This is a genomic window from Variovorax humicola (assembly GCF_037889915.1).
Taxonomy (GTDB): Bacteria; Pseudomonadota; Gammaproteobacteria; order Burkholderiales; family Burkholderiaceae_C; genus Variovorax; species Variovorax humicola.
In genome coordinates, this window is record NZ_JBBKZV010000004.1 from 304,655 (window position 1) to 328,276 (window position 23,622).

Genomic DNA, 23,622 nt, shown 5'->3' on the forward strand with positions numbered 1-23,622 from the left:
AGGCTCTACCGCCGACGCATCACCACCAGCTTCGGCAGGAAGTGCTGCAGCACTTCACCGCGCTGGTTGCGCGTTTCGCAGCGCATCTGCACCATGCCGCGATCGGGCTTGGAGCGCGATGGCGTGATCTCCAGCACTTCGGCTTCGACGCGCAGCACATCGCCTGGCCGCGTCGGGTTCGGCCAGTTGATCAGGCCGCCGGAGCCGATGATGCCGTCGGCCAGCGGAATGCCGCTGGTCACGAGCAGTCGCATCGTGATCGCGGCGGTGTGCCATCCGCTGGCTGCCAGACCTCCGAAAAACGTGTTCTTCGCGGCCTCTTCGTCCGTGTGAAAGGGCTGCGGATCGAACATGGCCGCAAACGCCTTGATCTGCTCCGCGTCGATTTCGTGCCCCTCGCTCATGAAACGGTCGCCGACCTTCAGATCGTCGAGGTACAACGCATTGGCTGCCATGGGACTCTCCTGATGAATTGCTGGGGGTGCTCACGAGCATCAGCCGCGCGGATGGTGCTGCGCATGCAGTTGCTTCAAGCGCTCGCGCGCCACGTGGGTGTAGATCGTCGTGGTCGAGATATCGGCATGGCCCAGCAGCAACTGCACCGCGCGCAGGTCGGCACCGTGGTTCAGCAGATGCGTGGCGAAGGCATGGCGCAGCGTGTGCGGAGACAGCGGAACATGAATGCCGGCGCGCAATGCATGCTTCTTCACGATGATCCAGAACATCACGCGTGTCATGCCCGCGCCGCGCGCAGTGACGAACAGATCATCGGTCTGCTGGCCGTCGAGGATGTCGGGGCGCGCCTCCTTGAGATAGCGCTCGATCCATCGCCTTGCCTCGCCGCCGAACGGCACCAGCCGCTCCTTGCTGCCCTTGCCGACGACGCGCAGCACGCCATCGTTGAGGCTCATGTTCAGCACCTTGAGCGTGACCAGTTCGCTCACGCGCAGCCCGCTGGCATACATGAGTTCGAGCATCGCGCGGTCGCGCAGCCCGAGCGGCGTGTCGACTTCGGGCGCGGCGAGCAGGACTTCCACATGCTGCTCGGTCAGCGTCTTGGGCACGCGCATCGCCTGCCGCGCGGGGCTCAGGCGCAGGGTCGGGTCGGCGGCGATACGGCGTTCGCGCAACGCCCATCGGAAGTAGCGCTTGAACACGGTGAGCCGCCGATTGGCCGATGTGGCCTTGCCCTTGTCGGCGAGCTTGGCGCCCATGTAGGCGTGCAGGTGATGCTCCTGCGCGGCGTCCAGTGCGACACCGCGATCGGCGAGCCAACGCTCGAACAGTTCGAGGTCGCGCCGATAAGCCTCCAGCGTGTTGTTTGCAAGGCCGTGCTCGAGCCACAACGCGTCGACGAAGTCGGTGATGGCGGAGCTGTCGGAAGTGGTCGCGGCGGCAGTCATTGACTCAACCATACCCAAAAAACAAAAAGCCGCCCGCGGCGGCTCTCATGGAGGCGGCGCGCGCTAGTCGAGCGTGAGATTCTGCTTTTTCACCACGTCCTTGTAGACCGCGAACTCGGCCTTGATCTGAGCCGCGAACTCTTCGGGCGAGTTGGCGACGATGAGCGAACCGGTGTCCTCGATGCGCTTCCTGACCGCCGGATCCGACACTGATTTCTTCACGCCCTCGGCAATCTTGTCGACCACTTCCTTCGGCAAGCCCTTCGGCCCCAGGATGCCGTAATAGGCCATGCGATTGACCGGCTCCAGCCCGACTTCCTTGAAGGTCGGCACGTCAGGCAGTTCTTTCAGGCGTTGCGGAGCGGACACCACGATGGGCACCAGCCTGCCGGCCTTGATGAACGGCATGGCCGATGGAATGTTGTCGAAAATGATGGGCACCTGGCCGGCCACCACGTCGTTCAGCGCCGGCCCCGCGCCGCGGTACGGAATGTGGGTTACGAAGGTGCCGGTGAGGCTCTTGTACAACTCCATCAGCAAGTGGCCGATGCCACCCGTGCCCGACGATGCGTAGGAGTACTTGCCCGGGCTCTTCTTCAGGACGGCCACGAACTCGGCGTAGTTCTTCGCAGGAAAGCTCGGGTTCACCGCGATGATGTTCGGCGTGGCGGCGATGTTGGTGATCGGCGTGAAATCATTGACCGGGTCGTAGGGCGTCTTCGGATTGATGGCCGGGTTTGCCGCAGTGCTCGACACGGTGGCCACGCCGAGTTTGTAGCCATCTGGGGCAGCCCGCGCCGTTTCGGCCGCCCCCACGATGCCGCCGCCGCCCGCGCGATTGATGACCACTACGGGTTGGCCCAGCACCTTGCCCAGCGGATCGGCGATGACACGGGCCACGATATCGGTAGTGCCGCCCGGCGCGAACGGCACGCTCAGTTCGATCGGCCTGCCGGGATAGCCCTGGGCCCAGGTCGGGCCAGTGAACACAACCAGCGCAGCGGCACCTGCACCTGCACCTGCGACCCATCGACGACGATTCAGCATCACACAACTCCGGCACAAAAAACAAACATGAGTCGCATGCTAGCGGCGCGGCCCGCGCGACCGTGCCCTGGCATACCCCGAGAAATCGCCGTTTATGCTCTCGCGACGTGAACTATGCGCAACTGCTCTTCCCCGACTTCTCGCTGATTGCCTGCGGCTGGCTCCTATGCCGCTTCACCGCGCTCGACCGGCGTGTGTGGGACCAGGTCGAGAGCCTGGTTTACTACTTCCTGTTCCCCGTGCTGCTGTTCCATTCGATCGTGCGAAGCCCGCTGGACTTCGGCGCGACGTCGAGCATGCTGGCCGCCGGCGTGGCCATGAGCCTGTGCGGCATCGTGCTCTCGTATTCCCTCCCCTATCTTCCGTGGCTGAGCCGGTACATCGATCGCGGCGACCACGCGGCTAGCGCGCAGGTCTCGTTCCGTTTCAATTCCTTCATTTGCCTCGCGCTGGCCGATCGCCTTGCAGGTCCGCAAGGACTGCTGCTGATCGCGGTGTTGATCGGCGTGTGCGTGCCGCTTCTCAACGTGGCCGCCGTGTGGCCGATGGCGCGCCATGCCCGGACGGGCTTCATGCGGCAGTTGATACGCAACCCGCTGATCATCGCGACCGCGACAGGCCTGCTCGCGAACGTTCTCGGCTTCATGGTGCCGCCGTGGCTCGAACCGACACTCTCGCGCATCGGCGCCGCATCGCTGGCGTTGGGCCTGATGGCCGCGGGCGCCGGCATGCAGTTCGCCACCCTGGCACGCGCCAAGGTCCTGGCGACCTGCGTGCTGTCGATCCGGCATATGGTCCTGCCGCTGGTGGCGTTCGGCTTGTCTCGATTGCTGCGCCTCGAAGCCACGCAGGCCACCGTGCTGCTGGCGTTCTCCGCGGTGCCGACCGCCTCGAGCGCCTACGTGCTGGCCGCGCGCATGGGCTACAACGGGCCGTTCGTTGCGGGACTGGTGACGCTGTCGACGACGCTGGGCGTGCTGAGCCTGCCGTTCGCGCTGGGGGTGCTGAGGTAGTCGGACTGGGCCTGCTGCAGCGCCCACTCGACATGCTCGCGCACCAACGCACTCGGATGCGCAAGCCGGGCCCTCAACGCGTCAACCAATCCCTGGTCCGAAGGCGTTATGCGTAGAGCATTGCCGAGCCCTACGGCCAGATTTCGCAGCCATCGCTCATGCCCGATGCGCCGTATCGGACTGCCTTCCGTCAAACGCAGAAACTCGTCTTCGGTCCACGCAAACAACTCCGTCAGATGCCGCCCCGTCAGCCCTTCCCGTGGATCGAAGTCAGGCAACGCGCTGCGGCGCGCGAACTTGTTCCAGGGACAGATCAACTGGCAGTCGTCGCAGCCATAGATGCGGTTGCCGATCAGCGGCCGCAAATCGATCGGAATCGACCCGGCATGCTCGATCGTGAGGTAAGAAATGCAACGCCGCGCATCGAGCCTGTGAGCGCTCAGGATCGCCTGCGTCGGGCACACCTCGATACAGGCACTGCAACTGCCGCAGTGCGGCGTCACCGGCTCGCTCGCCGGCAACGCCATGTCGACGTAGATCTCGCCGAGAAAGAACATGGACCCCGCCTCGCGGTCCAGCACCAGGGTGTGCTTGCCGCGCCATCCCTGGCCGCTGCGCGAGGCAAGCTCGGCCTCCAGCACCGGCGCCGAATCGGTGAAGACGCGGTGTCCGAACGGCCCCACTTCCGCGGCGATCCGGTCGGCCAGTTTCTGCAGGCGCGAACGCAGCACCTTGTGATAGTCGCGCCCTCGCGCATAGAGCGACACGACGGCCTCGCCCGGCCGCGCGAGGCGGTCGAACTCGACTGTTTGCCAGTCATCGGGCGTATCGCGCGGCAGGTAATTCATGCGCGCGGTGATCACGCTTACCGTACCCGGAACCAGTTCGGCCGGCCGCGCACGGCGCGCACCATGGGCGGCCATGTAGTGCATATCGCCGTGGAAGCCCTCGGCCAGCCAGGCCATCAACCCCGGCTCGGCGCTCGACAGATCGATGCCCGTCACGCCGATTTGGGAGAATCCGAGTTCCCGGGCCAGCGCCTGAATACGAATCACGAGTGGATGGCTGCCGATCACCTGCCGATTGTAGAAACGCAAGATGCCCCTCGCATCTGGCTTACCGAACAAGACACTGCCGACTTTGCCCAATCGCTGGCCCGCCTGCCCGCATTGCGTGATGCATTCATCGAGTTGCACGGCGACCTCGGCGCCGGCAAGACCACGTTCGTGCGGCACTTGCTGCGCGCATTGGGCATTGCGGGGCGGATCAAGAGCCCGACCTACGCGGTGGTCGAACCGCACGAGGCGCCCGACGGCCTGGCCATCCATCACTTCGACTTCTATCGATTCAACGACCCGCAGGAGTGGGAAGACGCCGGCTTCCGCGACATTTTCGCGGGCCCGGGCCTCAAGCTCGCGGAATGGCCAGGAAACGCCGCAGGCCGCACTCCGACTGCAGACCTTGCTATTAAAATGGAAGCAATGACCGATCAATCACGCAGCGTGCGACTTTGTGCGAATACCGCGCGCGGCCGTCAGTTGCTGGCCGGATTGAGCACATGATCGCGATGACCGTCAAACGTCCCGACCGCCGCAAGCTGTTGAAGGCCGGCAGCCTGGTGTTGCTGCTCGGCGTGCAGGAAATCGCACGCGGTGCAACCATCATGGCCGTGCGCGTCTGGCCGGCGGCCGACTACACGCGCGTGACCATCGAGTCCGACGGGCGCCTGCAGACACAGCAACTCGTGGTCGGCAACCCGCCGCGCCTCGCCATAGACATCGAAGGCATCGAACTCAACCCCGCGCTGCGCGAACTTGTCGGCAAGATCAAGCCCGGCGACCCGTACATCAACGGCCTGCGCGTGGGTCAAAACTCGCCAAACGTCGTACGCATCGTGTTCGACCTGAAGCAGGCCGTGATTCCGCAAGTGTTCTCGCTCGCGCCTGTCGCCGCATACCAGCATCGGCTGGTGCTGGATCTCTATCCGCAGCAGGCCACCGATCCGATGGAAGCGCTGATCGCCGAGCGCCTGCGTGACGCGCCGGCCTCCACCGCCAAGGGCAATGCCGACACCACGGTGGCCGGTATTGCACCGCGCGAATTGCCGCGCGTCGGCGAGCCGCAAAGCCCCACGCGCGCCGCATCGCCCACCGAGGATGCACTCGGCGACCTGATGGCGCAGCAATCGATGCGCCCTGCCCCCGCGCCACAAGGCCGCAGCGGATCGCCATCGCTGGTGGCACCGCCTCCGCTGCCGCCGGTGGTGGGCGTCAATCCGGTCAACCCGGTCAAGTCGCCGCCCGCCGCTGCGCCCGCCTCCCCCAGCGTGGCCACGGCCAGCCGCACCGATCGGCTCATCATCGTCGCGCTCGACCCCGGTCATGGCGGCGAGGATCCGGGCGCCACGGGGCCGGCCGGCACGCGCGAGAAAGACATCGTGCTGCAGGTCGCCTTCAGGTTGCGCGATCGCATCAATGCGGCCAGCGTGAACGGCAATCCGATGCGGGCCTACCTCACGCGCGATGCCGACTTCTTCGTACCACTGGGCGTGCGCGTCCAGAAGGCGCGCCGTGTGCAGGCAGATCTTTTCGTGAGCATCCATGCCGATGCCTTCACCACGCCGGCCGCGCGCGGCGCCAGCGTGTTTGCGCTGAGCCAGGGCGGTGCGTCGAGCAGCGCAGCGCGCTGGCTTGCCAACAAGGAAAACGAAGCCGACAAGGTCGGTGGCATCAACGTGGGCGGGCATGAAGCACAGGTGCAACGTGCGCTGCTCGACATGAGCACGACGGCCCAGATCAACGACAGCCTGAAGCTGGGCGGCGCCATGCTCGGAGAGATTCGAAACGTGGGCCGCCTGCACAAGGGCGAGGTCGAGCAGGCCAGCTTTGCAGTGCTGAAAGCACCGGATATCCCGAGCGTGCTGGTCGAAACAGCGTTCATCAGCAACCCCGAGGAAGAAGCGAACCTGCGCAATGTCAGCTACCAGGAAAACCTGGCAGATGCGCTGATGCGCGGTATCCAGCGCTACTTCGCGCAAAACCCCCCGCTGGCCCGAAGCCGCCAGTTGTAGGCCTCGCCGGCCCTCCCAATGCCCGCGCGCGCCCGGGCCATGCGCGCTCACAGAGCCCGCGCGGTGTCGCGCAAGCACCTGAGGCCGGCTCCTACAGCCCTGCCGAGGCGCGTTCGCACAATGAATCCATCCATTCAAAACGAAAGGTGGACATCATGAAGACACGTCTCTGGATCGCGGCCGCCACGGCTGCGTCAGTCATGACGCTGGCGGGTTGCGCTGGAACGGGACCCAACCAGCAACTTGGTGCGGCTGGCGGTGCAGTGGGTGGCGCCTTGGTGGGACAGGCTATCGGGCATAACACTGCTGCCACCGTCGGCGGCGCGGCGATCGGCGGGCTGATCGGCAACGAGGTGGGCCGCAATGCGGACCAGCGCAACTACAACAGAGGCTACTACCCGAACAACAGCTACTACCCCAACAATGGGCCCCGCTACTGAGTCGGGTCAATGGAGCCGCGCAGAGCGGCCCAGCAAAAAGGCGTGTCGATCGGACACGCCTTTTTTTTGCGGGTTGGCGCGAGGCCAGATCAACGAGACGGCCGTGTCGCCGCGGTTGCCATCGCCAGGAAGGTCTGCGTCATCGCCATCGCGCGAGTTGACCAGGAATGGCGGGCAGGATCGTCTTCCTCGAGCACCGGCGCAGGCAACCGGACCGCGGAGCCGATGCTTTCGAGCAGCGCGGCGTATTCGGAGGTGTCGGTTTGCGGGGATTGCATGAATTGAATGCTACGCGGCGATCGTGGATTCACAATCGGTCGCACGCTGTAGGGAGTCTGGAAAGAATAACAAAGTCACAACTTGCTTCAATCACTTCTGCAAGGCCGCGCGCTGGCGTTCTGCGCGGCCGGTGCGCCAGGCACCGAAGATGGCCACCAGTCCCGGCACGAAAATCAGGGCCCAGATGATCTTGTCGAGATGCTCGCGCACCATCGGCAGGTTGCCGAAAAAGAAGCCCGCCGTCGCAATGCCTAGCACCCAGAGCAATGCGCCTACGACATTGAACAGCGTGAACTTGGCGCGATTCATTGCCGCAACTCCTGCCACGAAGGGCGCAAAGGTGCGGATGAACGGCATGAAGCGCGCAAGAATCACCGTGATTCCGCCATAGCGCTCATAGAACGCATGGGCCTGATCAAAGGCCTTGCGATTGAACAGGCGCGAGTTCTCCCACTGGAACACTTTCGGCCCGAAGAATTTTCCGATCGCGAAGTTGGACTGGTCACCCAGAATCGCCGCGGCAATCAGCACCGCGCAGGCCAGCCCATAGCTCATATGCCCGACGCCGCACAACGCACCGACGATGAATATGAGTGAATCGCCCGGCAGGAACGGCATCACCACCACGCCGGTTTCGACAAAAACGATCAGAAAGAGCAGTCCGTAGACCCAGGGGCCATAGGCGACGACGAAGGCTTCGAGGTGTTTGTCGACGTGAAGGATGAAGTCAATGAGATAACTGAGGATGTCCATGGCGGGGGATTATCCGGGGACCTTCGGGAGGCACCTTGCCACTCGTTGGACTGGCAAGCCATTGCCACGGAAAATGGCCCGATTCTCCGACATTGGCAAGCGCCTCCCCGCTGCCCGGCGACTCCTAGAATCACCTCGTGAACGCCTCTCTTCCCGCCGCCTCCACCCGGCGCCCCATACGCGAACTCCCGGACGATCTCATCAGCCAGATCGCAGCAGGCGAAGTGGTCGAGCGGCCGGCCTCGGTGGTGCGCGAATTGCTGGACAACGCGCTTGACGCCGGGGCGCGCGAGATCACGGTGCGACTGTCGGCCGGTGGCGTTCGGCTGATTTCCGTCGAGGACGACGGCGGCGGCATTCCTCGCGACGAACTCACCGTGGCATTGCGACGCCATGCAACCAGCAAGATTGCAAGCCTTGGCGAGCTCGAAACGGTCGGTACGATGGGCTTTCGGGGCGAGGCACTGGCGGCGATCAACGCGATTGCCGACCTCTCCCTGCTCTCGCGCGCGACCGGTGCCGACAATGCGTGGGCCCTTGATGGTCGCACCGGTGAATTGCGCCCGGTGGCACGTGCGCTCGGCACCACCCTCGAGGTGCGCGAGTTGTTCTATGCAACGCCGGCGCGTCGCAAATTCCTGAAGACCGACGCCACCGAACTCGCGCACTGCGTCGAAGCCGTGCGCCGGCACGCACTGGCGCGCCCGGACGTCGGCTTTTCGATCTGGCACGAAGGCAAGCTGGTGGAGCAATGGCGCACTGCCACGGGTGCAGAGCCGCAGTTGCAACGGTTGGGCGACGTGCTGGGCGACGATTTCGTGGCGCAGAGCGTGGCGGTCGACCGTCCGGGCGGCACGGTGCGCGTCTGGGGCCGCGCCGGCATACCGGACGCCGCGAGGTCGCGCGCGGACCAGCAGTTCTTCTACGTCAACGGCCGCTTCGTCCGCGACAAGGTGCTGGCCCACGCGGTGCGCAGCGCCTATGAGGACGTGTTGCACGGCCAGCGCCAGCCGGTGTACGCGCTGTATCTGGAGATCGACCCGTCACGCGTGGACGTGAATGTGCACCCGACCAAGATCGAAGTGCGATTCCGCGATGGCCGCGAAGTGCACCAGGCCGTGCGGCACGCGATCGAGGATGCCCTTGCGGCACCGCGCGCGGGCGACGCAGCTGGCGCGCCCGCCGCACCATTTTTCAGGCAGGCCGCGCCTGTCGCATCGCCGCCGTGGTCGCAGCCGGCCATCCATTTCGCCTCGGAACGCGGTCTGGGCGACGCAGCCGCGATGTGGCCGGAGCAACGGCTCGATCGCCCTGCAGTCGAGCCGACGTTGCAGCCCACCGTCCAGTCCGCACGCCAGCCAGTCGCGCCGCTCCCGGCAACCGGCGACGCCAACGCCGATGCCTGGCCGCTGGGCCGCGCCATCGCCCAACTCCAGGGTATCTACGTGCTGGCCGAAAACAGCCAGGGCCTGGTCATTGTCGACATGCACGCAGCGCATGAGCGCATCGTCTACGAACGGCTCAAGACCCAACTGGAAAACGCCGCCATCACCAGCCAGCCATTGCTGATTCCGGCCACGTTCGCCGCCACGCCGCAGGAGGTCGCCACTGCAGAGGCCTGCGTCGCGGTGCTGGCCACGCTGGGACTGGAGATCACGCCGTTTTCGCCGCGCACGCTGGCGGTTCGTGCCGTGCCCGGCACACTGGCCGATGGCGATCCGGTCGAACTGGCCCGCAGTGTGTTGGCCGAACTGGGTCAGCACGACGCGAGCACAGTCGTGCAGCGGGCGCAGAACGAACTGCTGTCGACCATGGCCTGCCACGGCGCCGTGCGCGCCAATCGGCGCCTGACGCTGGACGAAATGAATGGACTTCTGCGCCAGATGGAAGCCACCGAACGATCCGACCAGTGCAACCACGGGCGACCGACCTGGCGGCAACTTTCGGTGCGAGAACTGGATGCACTTTTCCTGCGAGGCCGGTAACATCATGAAACGTGTCGTCGGATCGCCGGGCACGAGCGTTGCATAGCCTTGTCGAGCGGCCATTGCTGGCAGGTCGCCGGAACTTTCGCGCCAGCTGGCTCTCCCTCTGCCACCCATGAAACGTTGGTCCATCTTCGCTTCAACCACTGCCGTGATCGCGCTTCTCGCGGGTGGTTGCTCCTCGCTCGACGAGCACCAGCGCGAATGGATCTTCCAGCCCAGCGACAGGAGTTGGGGCAATACCGCCGACCAGACTGCCGGCATGGAGCAAGTGTGGATCGACTTCCGCTCGTCGCTCACCGGTGAGCCGGCCCGCCTGCATGGGCTCTGGCTTGGCAACAAGCCCGAATCGGCCGACACGCCTGTTCTCCTGTACCTGCACGGCGCGCGCTACAACGTCAACGGCTCGGCACCGCGCATCCGGCGGATGCATGAGCTGGGTTTTTCGGTGCTGGCCATCGACTATCGCGGCTTCGGCAAGAGTACAAAGGGCTTGCCCTCGGAAGACACGGCCCGAGAAGACGCGCGCGCCGCCTGGACCTGGCTTGCTGCGAGGCACCCGCAACAGCGCCGTTACATCTTCGGGCACTCGCTGGGCGGCGCCATCGGCATCGATCTGGCGGCGAGCGTAAAAGACGAGAGCGGTGTCATCGTCGAAGGCACGTTCACATCGATTTCGGACGTGGTCAGCAGCTTCAAGTGGGGCTGGCTCCCGTTCGAGCCTTTCATCACGCAGCCGTTTGACGCACTCGCCAAGGTCAAGGATATCGGCGCGCCGCTCCTGGTGGTGCATGGCGCGCTGGACAACCTGATCCGCCCCGAACTCGGCCGCAAGCTGTACGACGCGGCCACGGACCCCAAGATGTTCGTGCTGGTGAAAGGCGGCTCCCATCACAGCACCAACACGGTTGGCGGGACGGAATACCGCGCGGCGGTGGAACAACTGTTCAGCGTCAAGGCGCCTGACCCCGCAGCGCCGCAGCAGCAAGCGACGCCTGGCGCCACGCCGCCACGAGCCGCGGCCATGCGCCCCTACGACGCCGGCCGCCAGATCTGACCATCGCGCCTCCAGGGCGTGTGCGTTTGTTAACCTCGGGCGCATGCCCTCTTCCACTGCCGACATGGCCGTTCCCAGCCCGGCCCCCTCGGCCGCGTGGGTCGGCATCGCCGGCCCCACGGCCTGCGGCAAGACAGCCGCGGCGCTTGCGCTGGCGTGCGAACGCCCGGTTGAAATCGTCAGTGTCGATTCGGCATTGGTCTACCGCGGCATGGACATCGGCACCGCGAAACCCAGCGCTGCCGAATTGGCCGCCGTGCCGCACCACCTCATCGACATCCGCGACCCGAGCGAAAGCTACAACGCCGCCGCGTTCGTCGCGGACGCCACGCGGTTGATCGCGGAAATCCGTGGGCGCGGCCGGCTGCCGCTGCTCGTTGGCGGCACGATGCTTTACTTCAAGGCGCTGATCGACGGCATCGACCAGATGCCAGCCGCCGAACCCGCAGTGCGTGCGCGCCTCGATGCAGAGGGTGCTGCGCTGGGCTGGCCGGCAATGCACGCCAAACTCGCCGAGGTCGACGCCATCACAGCCGCGCGGTTGTCGCCCAACGACAGCCAGCGCATCCAGCGCGCGCTCGAGGTATGGCATGCGAGCGGGCGGCCGCTGTCGAGCTTTCATTCGGCAAGGAACACGGATCGGCTCGCTGCCGCGGAAGCGCCGGCTGGCATCGTCTTTTCGCTCGAACCCGCGGACCGCGCATGGCTGCACGAGCGCATCGCCCGCCGCTTCGATGCGATGCTGGCCAACGGCTTCCTCGACGAGATGCGAACGCTCCGGGCCCGCGGCGACCTGCGATCCGACATGCCGGCGATGCGCTGCGTCGGATATCGCCAGGCGTGGGAATTCCTGGACGAACACCCGCAAGACCCATCGACATCCGGAGGCCGGCCCTGGCCGATCAGCACATTGCGCGAACGCGGCATCGCCGCCACTCGGCAGCTCGCCAAGCGGCAGATCACATGGCTGCGCAGCATGCCGGCCCGGCGCGTCATTGCCGCCGAGGCCCCCGACGCCACGGCGCAACTGGTGGATGCCGCGATGGGAATCGAATGAGCACCGCGGCGAGCCGCCCGGGCGAACCAGCCTCATGACGCTCCAGGTCGACGATCTGGCCAAGCGCTACGGCGAGGCGACCGTGTTCGAGCATGTGTCGCTCGAAGTCGCGGCAGGAGAATTCGTCGCCATCGTCGGCGAATCCGGCGTGGGCAAGTCCACGCTGCTCAACTGCATGGCCGGCCTGGACAGTTGGGATGCCGGCGGCGTACGCCACGACGGCATCGCATTGGCCACGCTCGACGACGAAGCGCGTGCGCTCTGGCGCCGGCGGCATGTCGGTTTCGTGTTCCAGGCTTTTCATGTGCTGCCGCATCTGGACGTGGCCCAGAACGTCGCGCTGCCATTGATGCTGCTGGGCCACACGGATGCAGGCCGGGTGCAACACATGTTGTCAATCGTTGGGCTGGAAGGTCTGGGCGAACGATTACCGCAGCAACTTTCCGGCGGTCAATTGCAACGCGTGGCGATTGCCCGCGCGCTGGTGCACCGCCCCAGCCTGCTGCTGGCAGACGAGCCGACCGGCAACCTCGACCCCGCCACCGCCGCCCGCGTGATGGATGTGCTGGTCGAGCAGTCGCGCGAACACGGCGCGTCGCTGGTGCTGGTCACGCATTCGGAAGCGGCTGCGGCACGCGCCGACCGGGTGCTGCACCTGCGTGCCGACGGCATCGTTTCCAGCACATCCTGAGGGTGCTGCGCAATATCCGGCGCTTCTTCATCGCCGAGGATGCGCACGAATTTCCTGATTGATTTCCGTTGCATCGCGGCTTGTTTTTGCGCCCGTTCCGGGCCGCAAAAAAATACACGCCTACGTGCCATTGGCCAAAAAGTAAGTCTAAGGGTTTACGTCATTTTCAAATGTCAAGAAATATTTTCCGGAATTCTCCGAAATGACACATTGAAACGCTTTGTCACACTCATACTGTAGGCTCATCAGCAAGAAAACACTCGTTATGCCCAGCTTGCGTGAGGAATACCGCCAAGTCACCGACGCTCTTGAAGCGGCGTATCTAGCCGACAAAGCCGCCTATGAAGCCCTGCCGCGACGCAGCAAGGACTTCTGGGCCCTGCAACCGCCACAGTCGTGGCCCACGGCAGGAGAATTCAAGCCCTGGTTCGAGGCCCGCCTGGCCCTGCTCGAGGCCGAGAAGCACGTCATCGCGATGCTGCGTGCGCGCTGCGACCTGGTCCGCCAGAAGCTCGGCCGCGCCGGCATCGAACTGCGATTGCGCACCGCCAATTACCCGGCCTACATGGAACAGATCGTCGACACCGTCCCGGATGACCTGCACCTGGCCGACTTCATGCGCGTGCCACAAGTGGGCGACGAGTCCACCGCCGCGACGCGCGCCGCCGCTCCACTGCAAGCCCACTGAAAGGAAAGCTCAGGCCGGGCGCCGCATCCTGAATCGCAATTCGGGCGAGATCTCGAAATAATCAGCAGGCCCGCCGCCTCGCAGGATCGGGCGCGCCGCAGCGGTGTCGTACACGCCATCCTTGATGAGCGAGCGGTCGATATGCACCGCGACAACCTCCCCGAGTGTCATCCAGGTTTGGATGGCGCTGCCATCGGCCGACTGCAACTGAAACGATTGCGTGAGCCTGCATTCGAATGCGACCGGGCTTTCGCCCACGCGCGGCGGCGAGACCAGGCGCGACGCCACTTGCGTCAGGCCGGCCAACTCGAATTCGTTGACTTCCGGCGGCACGGTCGCGCAGCTGGCATTCATCCGCTCGGCCAGCGGACGCGTGGCCAGGTTCCAGACGAACTCGCGCGTCTGCTGGATGTTGCGTACCGTGTCCTTGTAGCCGATGCTCGCAAAACCGACGATTGGCGGCGTGTAGTTGAAGCCGTTGAAGAAGCTGTAGGGCGCAAGGTTCACGCCGCCGTTGGCACCGCGTGACGAGATCCAGCCGATGGGTCGCGGGCCGACAATCGAATTGAACGGATCGTGCGGCAGGCCGGTACCGAGACGCGGCTCGTAGAAGTGCATGCCGTCGTTGCGAGCGGTCATGCCGCGGCCGCTCCCGACAGCAGAGCGCCGTAGCGCGCCATGTCGACGTTGCCACCGCTCACGATCACGCCCACGCGCTTGCCGCGGATGGCATCGCCAGCCGCGCAGGCAGCGGCGAAGGCGAGGCAGCCGGTCGGCTCGACGACCATCTTCATGCGCTCGGCGTAGAAGCGCATCGCTTCTACGAGTTGGGCGTCGCTGACCGTGACGATATCGGTCACGTCGCGCTTGATGATGCCGAATGTGTACTGGCCGAGGTGTTGGGTCTGCGCACCGTCGGCGATGGTCTTCGGCGTGTCGATATGCACGATCTCGCCCTTGCGCAAGGACTGCTGGCCGTCATTGCCAGCCTCGGGTTCGACTCCGTAGACGCGGCATTGAGGGATCAAGGCTCGGGCGGCCAAGGCACAGCCGCTGGTCAGGCCGCCGCCGCCCAGGCACACGTAGAGCGCATCGAGCGGACGGCCGGTCTCCAGGATCAACTCCATCGCCGCCGTGCCCTGTCCGGCGATGACATCGGGATGGTCGTAGGGCGGGATCAACGTCATTCCGCGCTCGGCGGCGATGCGCCTCGTCAGGGCTTCGCGGTCTTCCTTGAAGCGGTCGTACTGGACCACCTCGGCACCGTAGCCGCGCGTGGCCGCCAGCTTGGCGGCCGGCGCGTCATAGGGCATGACGATGACGACCGGCATGCCGAGAATGCGCGCCGCCAGCGCCATGGCCTGCGCATGGTTGCCCGACGAGAAGGCGATGGCGCCGGCCTTGCGCTGCGCCGCGTCGAACTTCGACAGGGCGTTGAACGCCCCGCGAAACTTGAACGCGCCCATGCGTTGGAAGTTCTCGCACTTGAAGAAGAATTGCGCGCCCCATCGCTCGTCGGCCGTGGTCGAGCGGAGCACGGGCGTGCGGTGGGCATGGCCTTCGAGTCGCTTGGCGGCCGCGAAGACGTCGTCATAGGTGGGGAGTTGAAGCATGGGCCGAAGATAGCCCATGGCGAAGAAAAATAATCCGGCACGCTGTCGAAGCGCCACGCGCCTGCGCGTCATGCAGGCGAGCCATACTGCTCGACAACCCCTTTCCAGGAGCCACGACCATGCAATACATGCTGATGTTCTACGTCACCCCCGACGACCTTGCCAAGTACGGCGACGAGCGGGCCGAAGCCCACAAGGCAAGCTGGATGGCCTACGTCGGCGCCATCTACCAATCGGGCACCGTGCTCAGCGGCGAGGGGCTGCTGCCTCCCTCCACCGCCACCACGCTGCGCGTGCGCGGCGACAAGCGCCAGGTGCAGGACGGCCCCTTCGCCGACACCAAGGAACAACTCGGCGGCTACTTCATCCTCGACGTACCGCACATCGACGCCGCGCTGGAGTGGGCCGCGCGCGCACCGTGCGCCTCGACCGGCGGCGTGGAAGTGCGTCCGGTGATGATGCGATCCGAGATGTGAACCCCGAAGCGGCACGCCGGGCCGCCGAGCGCGCGGCGCGCGATTCCTACGGCCGGCTGCTGTCGATCCTGTCGGCACGCACGCGCGACATTGCACTGGCCGAAGACGCGCTCGCCGACGCCTTTGAAAGCGCCCTCGAGACCTGGCCGCGCACCGGCGTGCCCGACAACCCGGCGGCCTGGCTCGTGACCACGGCGCGGCGCAAGACGCTCGACGTGTGGCGCCATGACCAGGTGCATGAAGCCGCGGCCCAGACGCTGCACCTGCTGGCCGACGAGTTCACGGAGAGCGAAGCCGCCGGCGCGGTGCCCGACGAGCGCCTGCGGCTGTTGTTCGTGTGCGCGCATCCGGCCATCGATGCGGCCGCGCGCACGCCGCTGATGCTGCAAACGGTGCTCGGGCTCGATGTGCAACGCATGGCCGGCGCGTTTCTCACGGCGCCGGCCACGTTGGGGCAGCGGCTCGTGCGCGCCAAGACACGCATCCGGCAGGCCGGCATTCCCTTCGAATTCCCCGAGGCGCGCGATCTGCCCGATCGCCTGCAGGATGTGCTGGACGGCATCTATGCGGCCTACGGCACGGGCTGGGATGACATCGACGGCACCGACCTCACACGCCGCCTGAGCAACGAGGCGATGGAGCTTTGCGCCATCCTGTGCCGGCTGATGCCGACCGAGCCCGAGCCGCTCGGGTTGCTTGCGCTGATGCTGTTCTGCGAATCGCGGACGGCGGCGCGGCGTGACGGCGCGGGAGCCTATGTGCCGCTGGACGCGCAAGACATCGCTCAATGGAATCGGGGCATGGTTGCAGAAGCCGAACACGCACTGCGACACGCAGCAAGCCTGTCGGCGCCAGGACCCTATCAGCTCGAGGCGGCCATCCAGTCGGCCCATACGCAGCGCCGGCTCGGCGCCGACGTCCCTGCTGCTGCCTTGGTATCGCTCTACGACGGCCTGCTCGCGCTGCGGCCCAGCGTGGGCGCGCAGGTCAGTCGTTGCTGTGCGGTGGCGCGCGCGGACGGTCCGCTGGCGGGGCTCGCCGCGCTCGACGCGCTCGACGCGAACGTGGTGTCGAACTACCAGCCATGGTGGGCCGCTCGCGCTCATCTATTGGCGGAGGCGGGGCGGGGCGTCGAGGCACAGGCTGCGTTTCAGCGCGCGATCGGGCTGACCGTGCAACCAGCCGTGAGAGCGCATCTGGCGCGCGTGGCATCGGGAGCAGCCTGACGCCGGCACGCTCGAGGGGAAGGCGCCGCAGGCGCTTCAGGGGTGTTTAATCCCCTTCATGCGCGCCCTGCTCTCCACCTTTTCCTGGCAGGAGTTGCGCCACCACCCGTGGCGCAATGCGGCAGCCGTGATCGCGGTGATGCTGGGCGTGGCGCTGGCCTTTTCGGTTCATCTCATCAACGCCTCGGCGCTGGACGAGTTCTCGAGCGCGGTGCGTTCGGTCAACGGTCAGCCCGATCTTGAATTGCGCGCTTCGCAAGGCAGCTTCGACGAGTCGCTTTTCGCGCATGTCGTCGCCGATCCGCGCGTGGCGCTGGCGAGCCCGGTGGTCGAGATCAACGCGGTAGCGCTGAGGCCCGGTTCGTCGGCGCCATTGTCGATTCGCGTGATGGGCGTGGATGCGCTGGCATTGCCATCCATTGCGCCGGAGTTGATGCCAAGGCCGGCCAGCGGCGCCCCCCGCTTCTCGCTGTTCGCGCCGGGCAAGGTCTTCCTCAACGCAGCCGCTCGGACCGCCCTGGGCGACCTGGCCTCGTTCGAGTTGCGCAGGGGCGCCGCGACACACCGCGTGGAAGTTGCCGGCAGTGTCGCGGCCGGCGGCAAGGCGCTGGTGGTGATGGACATCGGCGCGGCGCAAGACCTGTTCGGTCGCGGTGGGCAACTCACGCGCATCGACTTGCGGCTGGCGCCGGGCGTTGACCGTGCCGCATTCGTGCAGTCACTGCAGAAATCGCCCGGCTGGCCAGTGGCAGTGCAGATCGCCGAGCCCGGCGATGCGGCGCAGCGCGTCAGCAACCTGTCGCGCGCCTATCGCGTGAACCTCACGGTGCTGGCGCTGGTGGCGCTGTTCACCGGCGCGTTCCTGGTGTTCTCGGTGTTGGCGCTCAGCGTGGCCAAGCGGGCGCAGCAGTTCGCACTGCTCGGGGTGCTCGGACTCACGCCGAAACAGCGGTTGCGCCTGGTGTTGGTCGAATCGCTCGCGCTCGGCTTCGTCGGCAGCATCGTCGGCATCGGACTGGGAACCGCGCTGGCCGCGTTTGCATTGAAGGTGCTGGGAGGCGACCTGGGCGGCGGCTACTTCGCCGGCGTGGCGCCTGCGTTGCACTGGAGCACGTCTGCCGCGTTGTTGTACGGCGCGCTCGGCGTGCTGGCGGCGATGGTTGGCGGCTGGTATCCGGCGCGCGCGGCCCAGGCACTGCCGGAGGCGCAGACGCTCAAGGGCCTGGGGTCCGCCCCCACGGGCTCCGGCCGCCAATGGGTCGCCATCGTGCTGTGCATTGGCGGCGCGTTGATGGCGTTCGCGCCGGCTGTGTACGGCATGCCCATTGCGGCCTACCTGTCCGTCGGGTTGTTGCTGGTCGGCGGCATCACCGGCTTGCCGGGCCTCATCGCGCTGATCTATGACCGGCTGGCACCGATGATGTCGAAGCGCCTGCTGCCGCTGCTCGCGGTGGAGCGTGCGCGGCGCATGCGCGGCACCGCGGCGGTCGCTGTCAGCGGCGTGGTCGCAAGCCTGAGCCTGGCCGTGGCGCTCACGGTGATGGTCGCGAGCTTTCGCGATTCGGTCACGCGCTGGCTCGATGTGGTCCTGCCCGCCGACCTCTACCTTCGTGCGGCCAACGTGGGTTCGGCGGGGAGTGCCAGCGACACGGGCGTTTTCGGCCCCGACCTGGTGGAAGCCATCGCGCATGTACCCGGTGTGACGCGTGTCAGCACGGTGCGCGCGCGGCAGGTTTCGCTGACGCCGACGCAGCCGCCCGTCACGCTGCTGGCACGCAGCTTCGTAGGCGATGCAACGCAGGCCTTGCCACTGGTCGGCGACGCGTTCAAGGCCCCCGAGGGAAGCATCGGCGTCTATGTCAGCGAAGCGATGTTCGACCTTTACGGCGCGCGGCCCGGTACCTCGTTTGCGCCGCTGGCAAAGACATTCGAGCGCGATGGCACAACGCCCGTCGATTTCTTCGTGGTCGGCGTGTGGCGCGACTACGTGCGGCAGTTCGGCTCCATCGTGCTCGACGCGCGCGACTTCGAGCGGTTGACCGGTGACCGCACGGTGAACGACGTGTCGCTGTGGCTCGCACCAGGCACAGCGGATGCGCAGGTGCAGCAGGCCATCCGCGCGCTGGCCGCGCAGCGGCAGATCGCGGGCGACGCGCTGGAGTTCGCGTCCGTCGGCGAATTGCGCGCCATGTCGCTGCGCATCTTCGACCGCAGCTTCGCAGTCACCTACTGGCTGCAGGCGGTGGCGATCGCGATCGGGCTGTTCGGCGTGGCCGCGAGTTTCAGCGCACAGGTGCTGGCGCGGCGCAAGGAGTTCGGGTTGCTGGCGCACCTCGGCTTCACGCGGCAACAGGTGCTCGCGGTCGTCGCCGGCGAAGGCGCGGCATGGACGGTGATTGGCGCCTTTGCCGGCATCGCGCTCGGGCTCGCGGTGTCGGTGGTGCTGGTGAAGGTGGTCAATCCGCAGAGCTTCCACTGGACCATGGACATGCTGGTGCCCTGGGGTCGCCTGCTCGCCCTGTGCGCCGCGGTCATCGCCGCCGGCACGGTGACGGCGTGGCTTGCGGGCCGGGCCGCCGCCGGTCGCGACGCGGTGCTCGCAGTGAAGGAAGACTGGTGACAATCCCCCAATGACACGCGCCGCACGACCCGCCCGCGCCGCAAGCTGGCAGACCGAAGCGATCCGCCGCATCGAAGCCGACTACCAGCGCAGCGCCGACACGCACCTCATTCCTTTGCCGCTGCCGATGCTGGCCGCGTCCGGCATCGACCTGTACCTGAAGGACGAGTCGACGCATCCCACGGGCAGCCTCAAGCACCGGCTCGCACGCTCCCTGTTCCTCTACGCGTTGTGCAACGGCTGGATCCGCGAAGGCACCACGATCGTCGAGGCATCGAGCGGTTCGACCGCAGTGAGCGAGGCGTACTTCGCACGGCTGCTTGGCCTGCCCTTCGTGGCGGTGATGCCGCGCCTCACCTCGCCGGAAAAAGTCGCGCAGATCGGTTTCCATGGCGGGGAGTGCCATTTCGTCGACCATGCTTCACAGGTCTACGACGAGGCGCGTGCGCTGGCCGAGCGCAGCGGCGGCCATTACATGGACCAGTTCACCTACGCCGAGCGCGCGACCGACTGGCGCGGCAACAACAACATCGCGCAGAGCATGTTCGAGCAGATGGCGCACGAGCGGCATCCGGTCCCGGCATGGATCGTCGTCGGTGCGGGCACCGGTGGCACCAGCGCAACCATCGGCCGGTACGTGCGCTATCGCTGCCACGACACGGAGGTCTGCGTGGCCGATCCGGAGGGCTCGGTATTCGGCGCCTACTGGCGCACCGGCGACGCATCATTGACCGCGCCGGGCTCCCGTATCGAAGGCATCGGGCGGCCGCGCGTGGAGGCCAGTTTCATCCGCACGCTGGTCGACCGGATGATCGAAGTGCCCAATGCCGATTCGGTGGCGGCGATGCGTGCGCTCTCCGCGCTGCTGGGCCGCAAGGTCGGACCGTCGACCGGCACCAACCTGGTGGCGATGCTCGCGCTGGCGCACGAGATGCGTGATGCCGGCCGACCAGGGGCAATCCTTTCGCTGCTCTGCGATGCGGGCGAGCGCTATCTGCCCAGCTATCACGATGTCGACTGGGTGCGCGAGGCTTTCGGCGACGTGAGCGCGGCTGAGCGACGCATCGAATCGCTGCTGAAATGAAACACGCCCGAAGCGCCTGCGGCGTCTCCTCGAGCGGGCGCACCCGGCGGCCCGTCAAGGCCGGTTGCGCGGGTGCCCGCGAAAAGACTTCGCCGTGCCCGTCCTGGTTTCATGCGTCGCGCAAGACGCTGCTGCGTCAAGGGGCACTGACATGAGGTTGCGCCTGTCGCGTCGCAACCTCTTGCTGGCGGCGCTGATGCCGCTGCCAGCCTGGGCATTGCCGGCGCGCACGCTGCAGTTTCCGCGCGATTTCGGGAGCCACCCGGACCTGCGCACCGAGTGGTGGTACATCACCGGCCATGCAACGGCGGGCGCACGCGTGTTCGGCTACCAAGTCACCTTCTTTCGCTCGCGCGTGGACGAGACGCAAGGCATGCAATCGGCATTTGCCGCAAAGCAGTTGATCTTCGCGCACGCCGCCGTGACCGACCTCGCCGGCGGCAAGCTGCTGCACGACCAACGCATTGCACGGGCCGGCATGGGCGTGGCCGAGGCGAGCGAAAGCGACACGCGCGTGAAGTTGCGCGACTGGTCGCTGGAGCGTCAGGCCGATGGCTATCACACGCGTACTCCAGCCAGCGGGTTCACGCTCGACCTGCACTTCGCGCCGACACAACCGGTGCTGCCGCAGGGCGACGCGGGCCTGTCGCGCAAGGGACCCGAGGAGTCCCAGGCCAGTTACTACTACAGCGAGCCCCAACTCGCGACGAGCGGTCGCCTCACGCTGCACGGCCAGCCCTTCGACGTGCGCGGCACGGCCTGGCTGGACCACGAATGGAGCGAGGCCCTCCTGCACCCCGACGCAACCGGCTGGGACTGGATCGGCATGAACCTCGCCGATGGCAGTGCGCTTACCGCATTTCGATTACGACGCCGCGACGGGAGCGCGCTGTGGGCCGGCGGCTCGTTCCGCACCGCCGCCCGTGTACTTCGTGTGTTTTCGCGCGATGAAGTGAGCTTCGACGCGGGTCGCAAATGGAAGTCCGAGGGCAGCCAGGCCACCTATCCCGTCGAGTGGAATGTGCAAACGCCGGCGGGCCGCTTCAAGGTCAAGGCCTTGCTCGACAACCAGGAGCTCGACAGCCGTGGCTCGACCGGCGCAGTCTATTGGGAAGGCTTGAGCGACCTGCTCGATGAACGCGGGCAGCCCGTGGGCCGCGGCTACCTGGAGATGACGGGCTACGCGCAGTCGCTCAAGTTCTAGCGGCGCCCTGCGTGTTCACGAACAACGAGTAGATCGACTGGCTCGCCGCCATGAACAGGCGGTTGCGCGCGACACCGCCAAAGCACAAATTGGCACAGCGCTCCGGCAGCGTGATTCGCCCGATCGGCGTTGCGTCGGGTGCGAACACCATCACGCCGTCGTAGGCCTCGCCCGTACCCCAGCCGGCCCACAGGTTGCCGTCGACATCGCAGCGAAAGCCGTCCGGCTGTTCGCCGTTCGCGCACTGGTAGAACACGCGGTCGTTGACGAGTTGCTCGCCGTCGTCGCCGAGATCGAACACGCGGATGCGGCGCGGCAAGGCCCCGGACTCAACCACGTAGAGCCTTCGCTCGTCCGGTGAAAAGCACAGGCCGTTGGGCCGGTTCACGGCGCTGCCGACCACGCTTGCATGGCCGGTCTTGCCGTCGACACGGTAGATGTGGGTCGGCAATTCGGGCTCTGCCTTGAAGCCTTCGTAGTGCCCGAGGATGCCGAATGGCGGATCGGTGAACCAGATCGAATCGTCGGACTTCACCACGATGTCATTCGGCGAATTGAGCCGCTTGCCCTGGTAACGGTCGAGGATCACGGTGATGCGGCCGTCGTATTCGGTGCGCGTCACGCTGCGGCTGCCGTGCTCGCAACTCAGCAGGCGCCCTTGCCGGTCGCGCGTGTGGCCGTTCGCAAAGTTGGACGGTTGCCGGAACACCGTGACCTTGCCGCTCGGCTCGTCCCATCGCATCACGCGGTTGTTGGGAATGTCGCTCCACAGCAGGCAGCGCTGGTCGCCGAACCACACCGGCCCTTCCGCCCAGCGCATGCCGGTGGCAAGCTGCTCGATGGCGGCATTGAAGATCAGGTATTTGCCGAAGCGCGGGTCCAGTGCCTGCAGCGCCGGATCGGGATAGCGAGTGGCCGCCTGCCAGGTCACTTGGCCCGGCCGCGCTGCCGATCGATGAACGCGATGATCTCGCCCATCACTCCGCGCCGGAATGCCAGCACGCAGATCACGAAGATCAGGCCTGTGACCATCGTGACCGATTCGCCCAGCGTATTGAACCACTCGAAGCTCGTGACGCGTGCAAGCAGGTTGCCGAATTCACCGATCTTGTTCTCCAGCAACTCCACGACCGCCGAGCCGACCAGCGGCCCCGACAGCGTGCCAAGCCCACCGACCAGCGTCATCAGGATGACTTGGCCCGACGCCGTCCAGTGCACATCGCTCAGCGTCGCGAAGCCCAGTACCAGCGTCTTGAGCGAACCCGCGAGGCCCGACAGCGCGGCCGAGATCACGAACGCCAGCAGCTTGAACCGGCTCACGTCATAACCGAGCGACAACGCGCGCGGCTCGTTTTCCTTGATGCCCTTGAGCACCTGCCCGAATGGCGAATGGATGGTTCGCACGATCAGCAGGAAAGCCGCCACCACGATGATCAACGCGACGTAGTACATCGTCAGGTCGTTCTGCAGATCGATCACGCCGAACAGCTTGCCGCGCGGCACGCCCTGCAGGCCGTCTTCGCCACCGGTGAACTTGGCCTGCAGCGCAACGAAGAACATCATCTGCGCCAGTGCCAGCGTGATCATCGCGAAATAGATGCCCTGGCGTCGAATGGCCAGCACGCCGAACACCCAGCCGAGCAGCGCGCCGGTGAGCGTGCCGGCAATCAGCGCCAGCTCGGGGGTCAGCCCCCAGGCCTTGATCGCATGGCCCGCCACATAGGCAGAGCCGCCGAAGAAGGCCGCATGCCCGAACGACAGCAGCCCGGTGTAGCCCAGCAGCAGGTTGAAAGCCGAGGCGAACAGCGCGAAGCACATGAGCTTCATCACGAACACCGGATAGGCGCCGAGGAACGGCGCAGCGATCAGCGAGACCAGCAGAAGCGCGTAGACGACGGTAGAGATCTTCTTCATGC

24 protein-coding genes are annotated in these 23,622 nt (G+C 66.2%); 14 read left to right on the forward strand and 10 right to left on the reverse strand.

Features of this window, described 5'->3' with window-relative positions:
* Positions 1-5: 5 nt before the first annotated feature.
* The 3 genes from WKW80_RS10190 to WKW80_RS10200 all read right to left on the reverse strand — a co-directional run bounded on the left by WKW80_RS10190 (position 6) and on the right by WKW80_RS10200 (position 2,447).
* Positions 6-455, reverse strand: coding sequence for a MaoC family dehydratase (locus WKW80_RS10190; protein ID WP_340363450.1), 450 nt, complete (start codon positions 453-455; stop codon positions 6-8).
* A gap of 39 nt (positions 456-494) precedes the next feature.
* On the reverse strand, positions 495-1,403 hold the full coding sequence (xerD, locus tag WKW80_RS10195) for a site-specific tyrosine recombinase XerD (protein ID WP_340363451.1): 909 nt from the start codon (positions 1,401-1,403) through the stop codon (positions 495-497).
* Positions 1,404-1,466: 63 nt separating this feature from the next.
* Entirely contained in the window at positions 1,467-2,447 is a 981-nt protein-coding gene (locus tag WKW80_RS10200) for a tripartite tricarboxylate transporter substrate binding protein BugE (protein WP_422822888.1), read from the reverse strand.
* Between the two features lie 110 nt (positions 2,448-2,557).
* On the opposite strand from WKW80_RS10200, the gene WKW80_RS10205 reads away from it, so the two are divergent.
* The gene (locus tag WKW80_RS10205) at positions 2,558-3,463 is read left to right on the forward strand and encodes an AEC family transporter (protein ID WP_340363453.1); all 906 of its coding nucleotides are present in this window, start codon (positions 2,558-2,560) and stop codon (positions 3,461-3,463) included.
* Here WKW80_RS10205 and queG read toward each other — a convergent pair.
* A complete protein-coding gene (queG, locus tag WKW80_RS10210; RefSeq protein ID WP_340363520.1) occupies positions 3,373-4,539 on the reverse strand; it encodes a tRNA epoxyqueuosine(34) reductase QueG in 1,167 nt (388 codons plus the stop codon). The genes WKW80_RS10205 and queG overlap by 91 nt on opposite strands.
* Between queG and tsaE the strand changes: the two genes are divergently transcribed.
* The 3 genes from tsaE to WKW80_RS10225 all read left to right on the forward strand — a co-directional run bounded on the left by tsaE (position 4,525) and on the right by WKW80_RS10225 (position 6,973).
* Complete coding sequence (tsaE, locus tag WKW80_RS10215) at positions 4,525-5,025, forward strand: tRNA (adenosine(37)-N6)-threonylcarbamoyltransferase complex ATPase subunit type 1 TsaE (RefSeq protein WP_340363454.1); 501 nt, start codon at positions 4,525-4,527, stop codon at positions 5,023-5,025. The genes queG and tsaE overlap by 15 nt on opposite strands.
* A complete protein-coding gene (locus tag WKW80_RS10220) occupies positions 5,022-6,533 on the forward strand; it encodes an N-acetylmuramoyl-L-alanine amidase (protein WP_340363455.1) in 1,512 nt (503 codons plus the stop codon). The genes tsaE and WKW80_RS10220 overlap by 4 nt, the downstream gene beginning before the upstream one ends.
* Positions 6,534-6,688: 155 nt before the next feature.
* Positions 6,689-6,973 (forward strand): glycine zipper domain-containing protein, encoded by a 285-nt coding sequence (locus WKW80_RS10225; RefSeq protein WP_340363456.1) that lies wholly within the window; start codon positions 6,689-6,691, stop codon positions 6,971-6,973.
* Positions 6,974-7,062: 89 nt separating this feature from the next.
* Here WKW80_RS10225 and WKW80_RS10230 read toward each other — a convergent pair whose 3' ends face one another.
* Together WKW80_RS10230 and WKW80_RS10235 are read right to left on the reverse strand one after the other, a co-directional pair.
* Complete coding sequence (locus WKW80_RS10230) at positions 7,063-7,251, reverse strand: hypothetical protein (RefSeq protein WP_340363457.1); 189 nt, start codon at positions 7,249-7,251, stop codon at positions 7,063-7,065.
* Between the two features lie 91 nt (positions 7,252-7,342).
* On the reverse strand, positions 7,343-8,005 hold the full coding sequence (locus tag WKW80_RS10235; RefSeq protein ID WP_340363458.1) for a DedA family protein: 663 nt from the start codon (positions 8,003-8,005) through the stop codon (positions 7,343-7,345).
* A gap of 137 nt (positions 8,006-8,142) precedes the next feature.
* Between WKW80_RS10235 and mutL the strand changes: the two genes are divergently transcribed.
* The 5 genes from mutL to WKW80_RS10260 all read left to right on the forward strand — a co-directional run bounded on the left by mutL (position 8,143) and on the right by WKW80_RS10260 (position 13,483).
* Positions 8,143-9,990: a DNA mismatch repair endonuclease MutL gene (gene mutL / locus WKW80_RS10240; RefSeq protein ID WP_340363459.1), complete on the forward strand. Its 1,848-nt coding sequence runs from the start codon at positions 8,143-8,145 to the stop codon at positions 9,988-9,990.
* Between the two features lie 115 nt (positions 9,991-10,105).
* The gene (locus WKW80_RS10245) at positions 10,106-11,047 is read left to right on the forward strand and encodes an alpha/beta hydrolase (RefSeq protein ID WP_340363460.1); all 942 of its coding nucleotides are present in this window, start codon (positions 10,106-10,108) and stop codon (positions 11,045-11,047) included.
* A gap of 43 nt (positions 11,048-11,090) precedes the next feature.
* On the forward strand, positions 11,091-12,104 hold the full coding sequence (gene miaA / locus WKW80_RS10250) for a tRNA (adenosine(37)-N6)-dimethylallyltransferase MiaA (RefSeq protein WP_340363461.1): 1,014 nt from the start codon (positions 11,091-11,093) through the stop codon (positions 12,102-12,104).
* Between the two features lie 34 nt (positions 12,105-12,138).
* The gene (locus WKW80_RS10255; protein WP_340363462.1) at positions 12,139-12,795 is read left to right on the forward strand and encodes an ABC transporter ATP-binding protein; all 657 of its coding nucleotides are present in this window, start codon (positions 12,139-12,141) and stop codon (positions 12,793-12,795) included.
* A 265-nt stretch (positions 12,796-13,060) separates the two neighbouring features.
* The gene (locus WKW80_RS10260) at positions 13,061-13,483 is read left to right on the forward strand and encodes a hypothetical protein (RefSeq protein ID WP_340363463.1); all 423 of its coding nucleotides are present in this window, start codon (positions 13,061-13,063) and stop codon (positions 13,481-13,483) included.
* A 9-nt stretch (positions 13,484-13,492) separates the two neighbouring features.
* Here the strand turns inward: WKW80_RS10260 and WKW80_RS10265 are convergent, their stop codons facing one another.
* Together WKW80_RS10265 and WKW80_RS10270 are read right to left on the reverse strand one after the other, a co-directional pair.
* Entirely contained in the window at positions 13,493-14,122 is a 630-nt protein-coding gene (locus WKW80_RS10265) for a flavin reductase family protein (RefSeq protein WP_340363464.1), read from the reverse strand.
* Complete coding sequence (locus WKW80_RS10270; RefSeq protein WP_340363521.1) at positions 14,119-15,096, reverse strand: threo-3-hydroxy-L-aspartate ammonia-lyase; 978 nt, start codon at positions 15,094-15,096, stop codon at positions 14,119-14,121. Before WKW80_RS10270 ends, WKW80_RS10265 begins: the two co-directional genes overlap by 4 nt.
* Positions 15,097-15,215: 119 nt before the next feature.
* Here WKW80_RS10270 and WKW80_RS10275 point away from each other — a divergent pair, with 119 nt between their 5' ends.
* The 5 genes from WKW80_RS10275 to WKW80_RS10295 all read left to right on the forward strand — a co-directional run bounded on the left by WKW80_RS10275 (position 15,216) and on the right by WKW80_RS10295 (position 21,706).
* On the forward strand, positions 15,216-15,572 hold the full coding sequence (locus WKW80_RS10275) for a YciI family protein (RefSeq protein ID WP_340363465.1): 357 nt from the start codon (positions 15,216-15,218) through the stop codon (positions 15,570-15,572).
* A complete protein-coding gene (locus WKW80_RS10280) occupies positions 15,569-16,798 on the forward strand; it encodes an RNA polymerase sigma factor (protein ID WP_340363466.1) in 1,230 nt (409 codons plus the stop codon). Before WKW80_RS10275 ends, WKW80_RS10280 begins: the two co-directional genes overlap by 4 nt.
* Positions 16,799-16,856: 58 nt before the next feature.
* Positions 16,857-19,418, forward strand: coding sequence for an FtsX-like permease family protein (locus tag WKW80_RS10285; RefSeq protein ID WP_340363467.1), 2,562 nt, complete (start codon positions 16,857-16,859; stop codon positions 19,416-19,418).
* Positions 19,419-19,428: 10 nt separating this feature from the next.
* Positions 19,429-20,502 (forward strand): PLP-dependent cysteine synthase family protein, encoded by a 1,074-nt coding sequence (locus WKW80_RS10290; RefSeq protein WP_340363468.1) that lies wholly within the window; start codon positions 19,429-19,431, stop codon positions 20,500-20,502.
* 151 nt (positions 20,503-20,653) lie between these two features.
* Complete coding sequence (locus WKW80_RS10295; protein ID WP_340363469.1) at positions 20,654-21,706, forward strand: lipocalin-like domain-containing protein; 1,053 nt, start codon at positions 20,654-20,656, stop codon at positions 21,704-21,706.
* On the opposite strand, the gene WKW80_RS10300 is transcribed toward WKW80_RS10295, so the two are convergent.
* Both WKW80_RS10300 and WKW80_RS10305 read right to left on the reverse strand, forming a co-directional pair.
* Positions 21,696-22,637 (reverse strand): SMP-30/gluconolactonase/LRE family protein, encoded by a 942-nt coding sequence (locus WKW80_RS10300; protein WP_340363470.1) that lies wholly within the window; start codon positions 22,635-22,637, stop codon positions 21,696-21,698. The genes WKW80_RS10295 and WKW80_RS10300 overlap by 11 nt on opposite strands.
* Entirely contained in the window at positions 22,634-23,620 is a 987-nt protein-coding gene (locus tag WKW80_RS10305; protein WP_340363471.1) for a branched-chain amino acid ABC transporter permease, read from the reverse strand. The genes WKW80_RS10300 and WKW80_RS10305 overlap by 4 nt, the downstream gene beginning before the upstream one ends.
* Between the last annotated feature and the right edge of the window lie 2 nt (positions 23,621-23,622).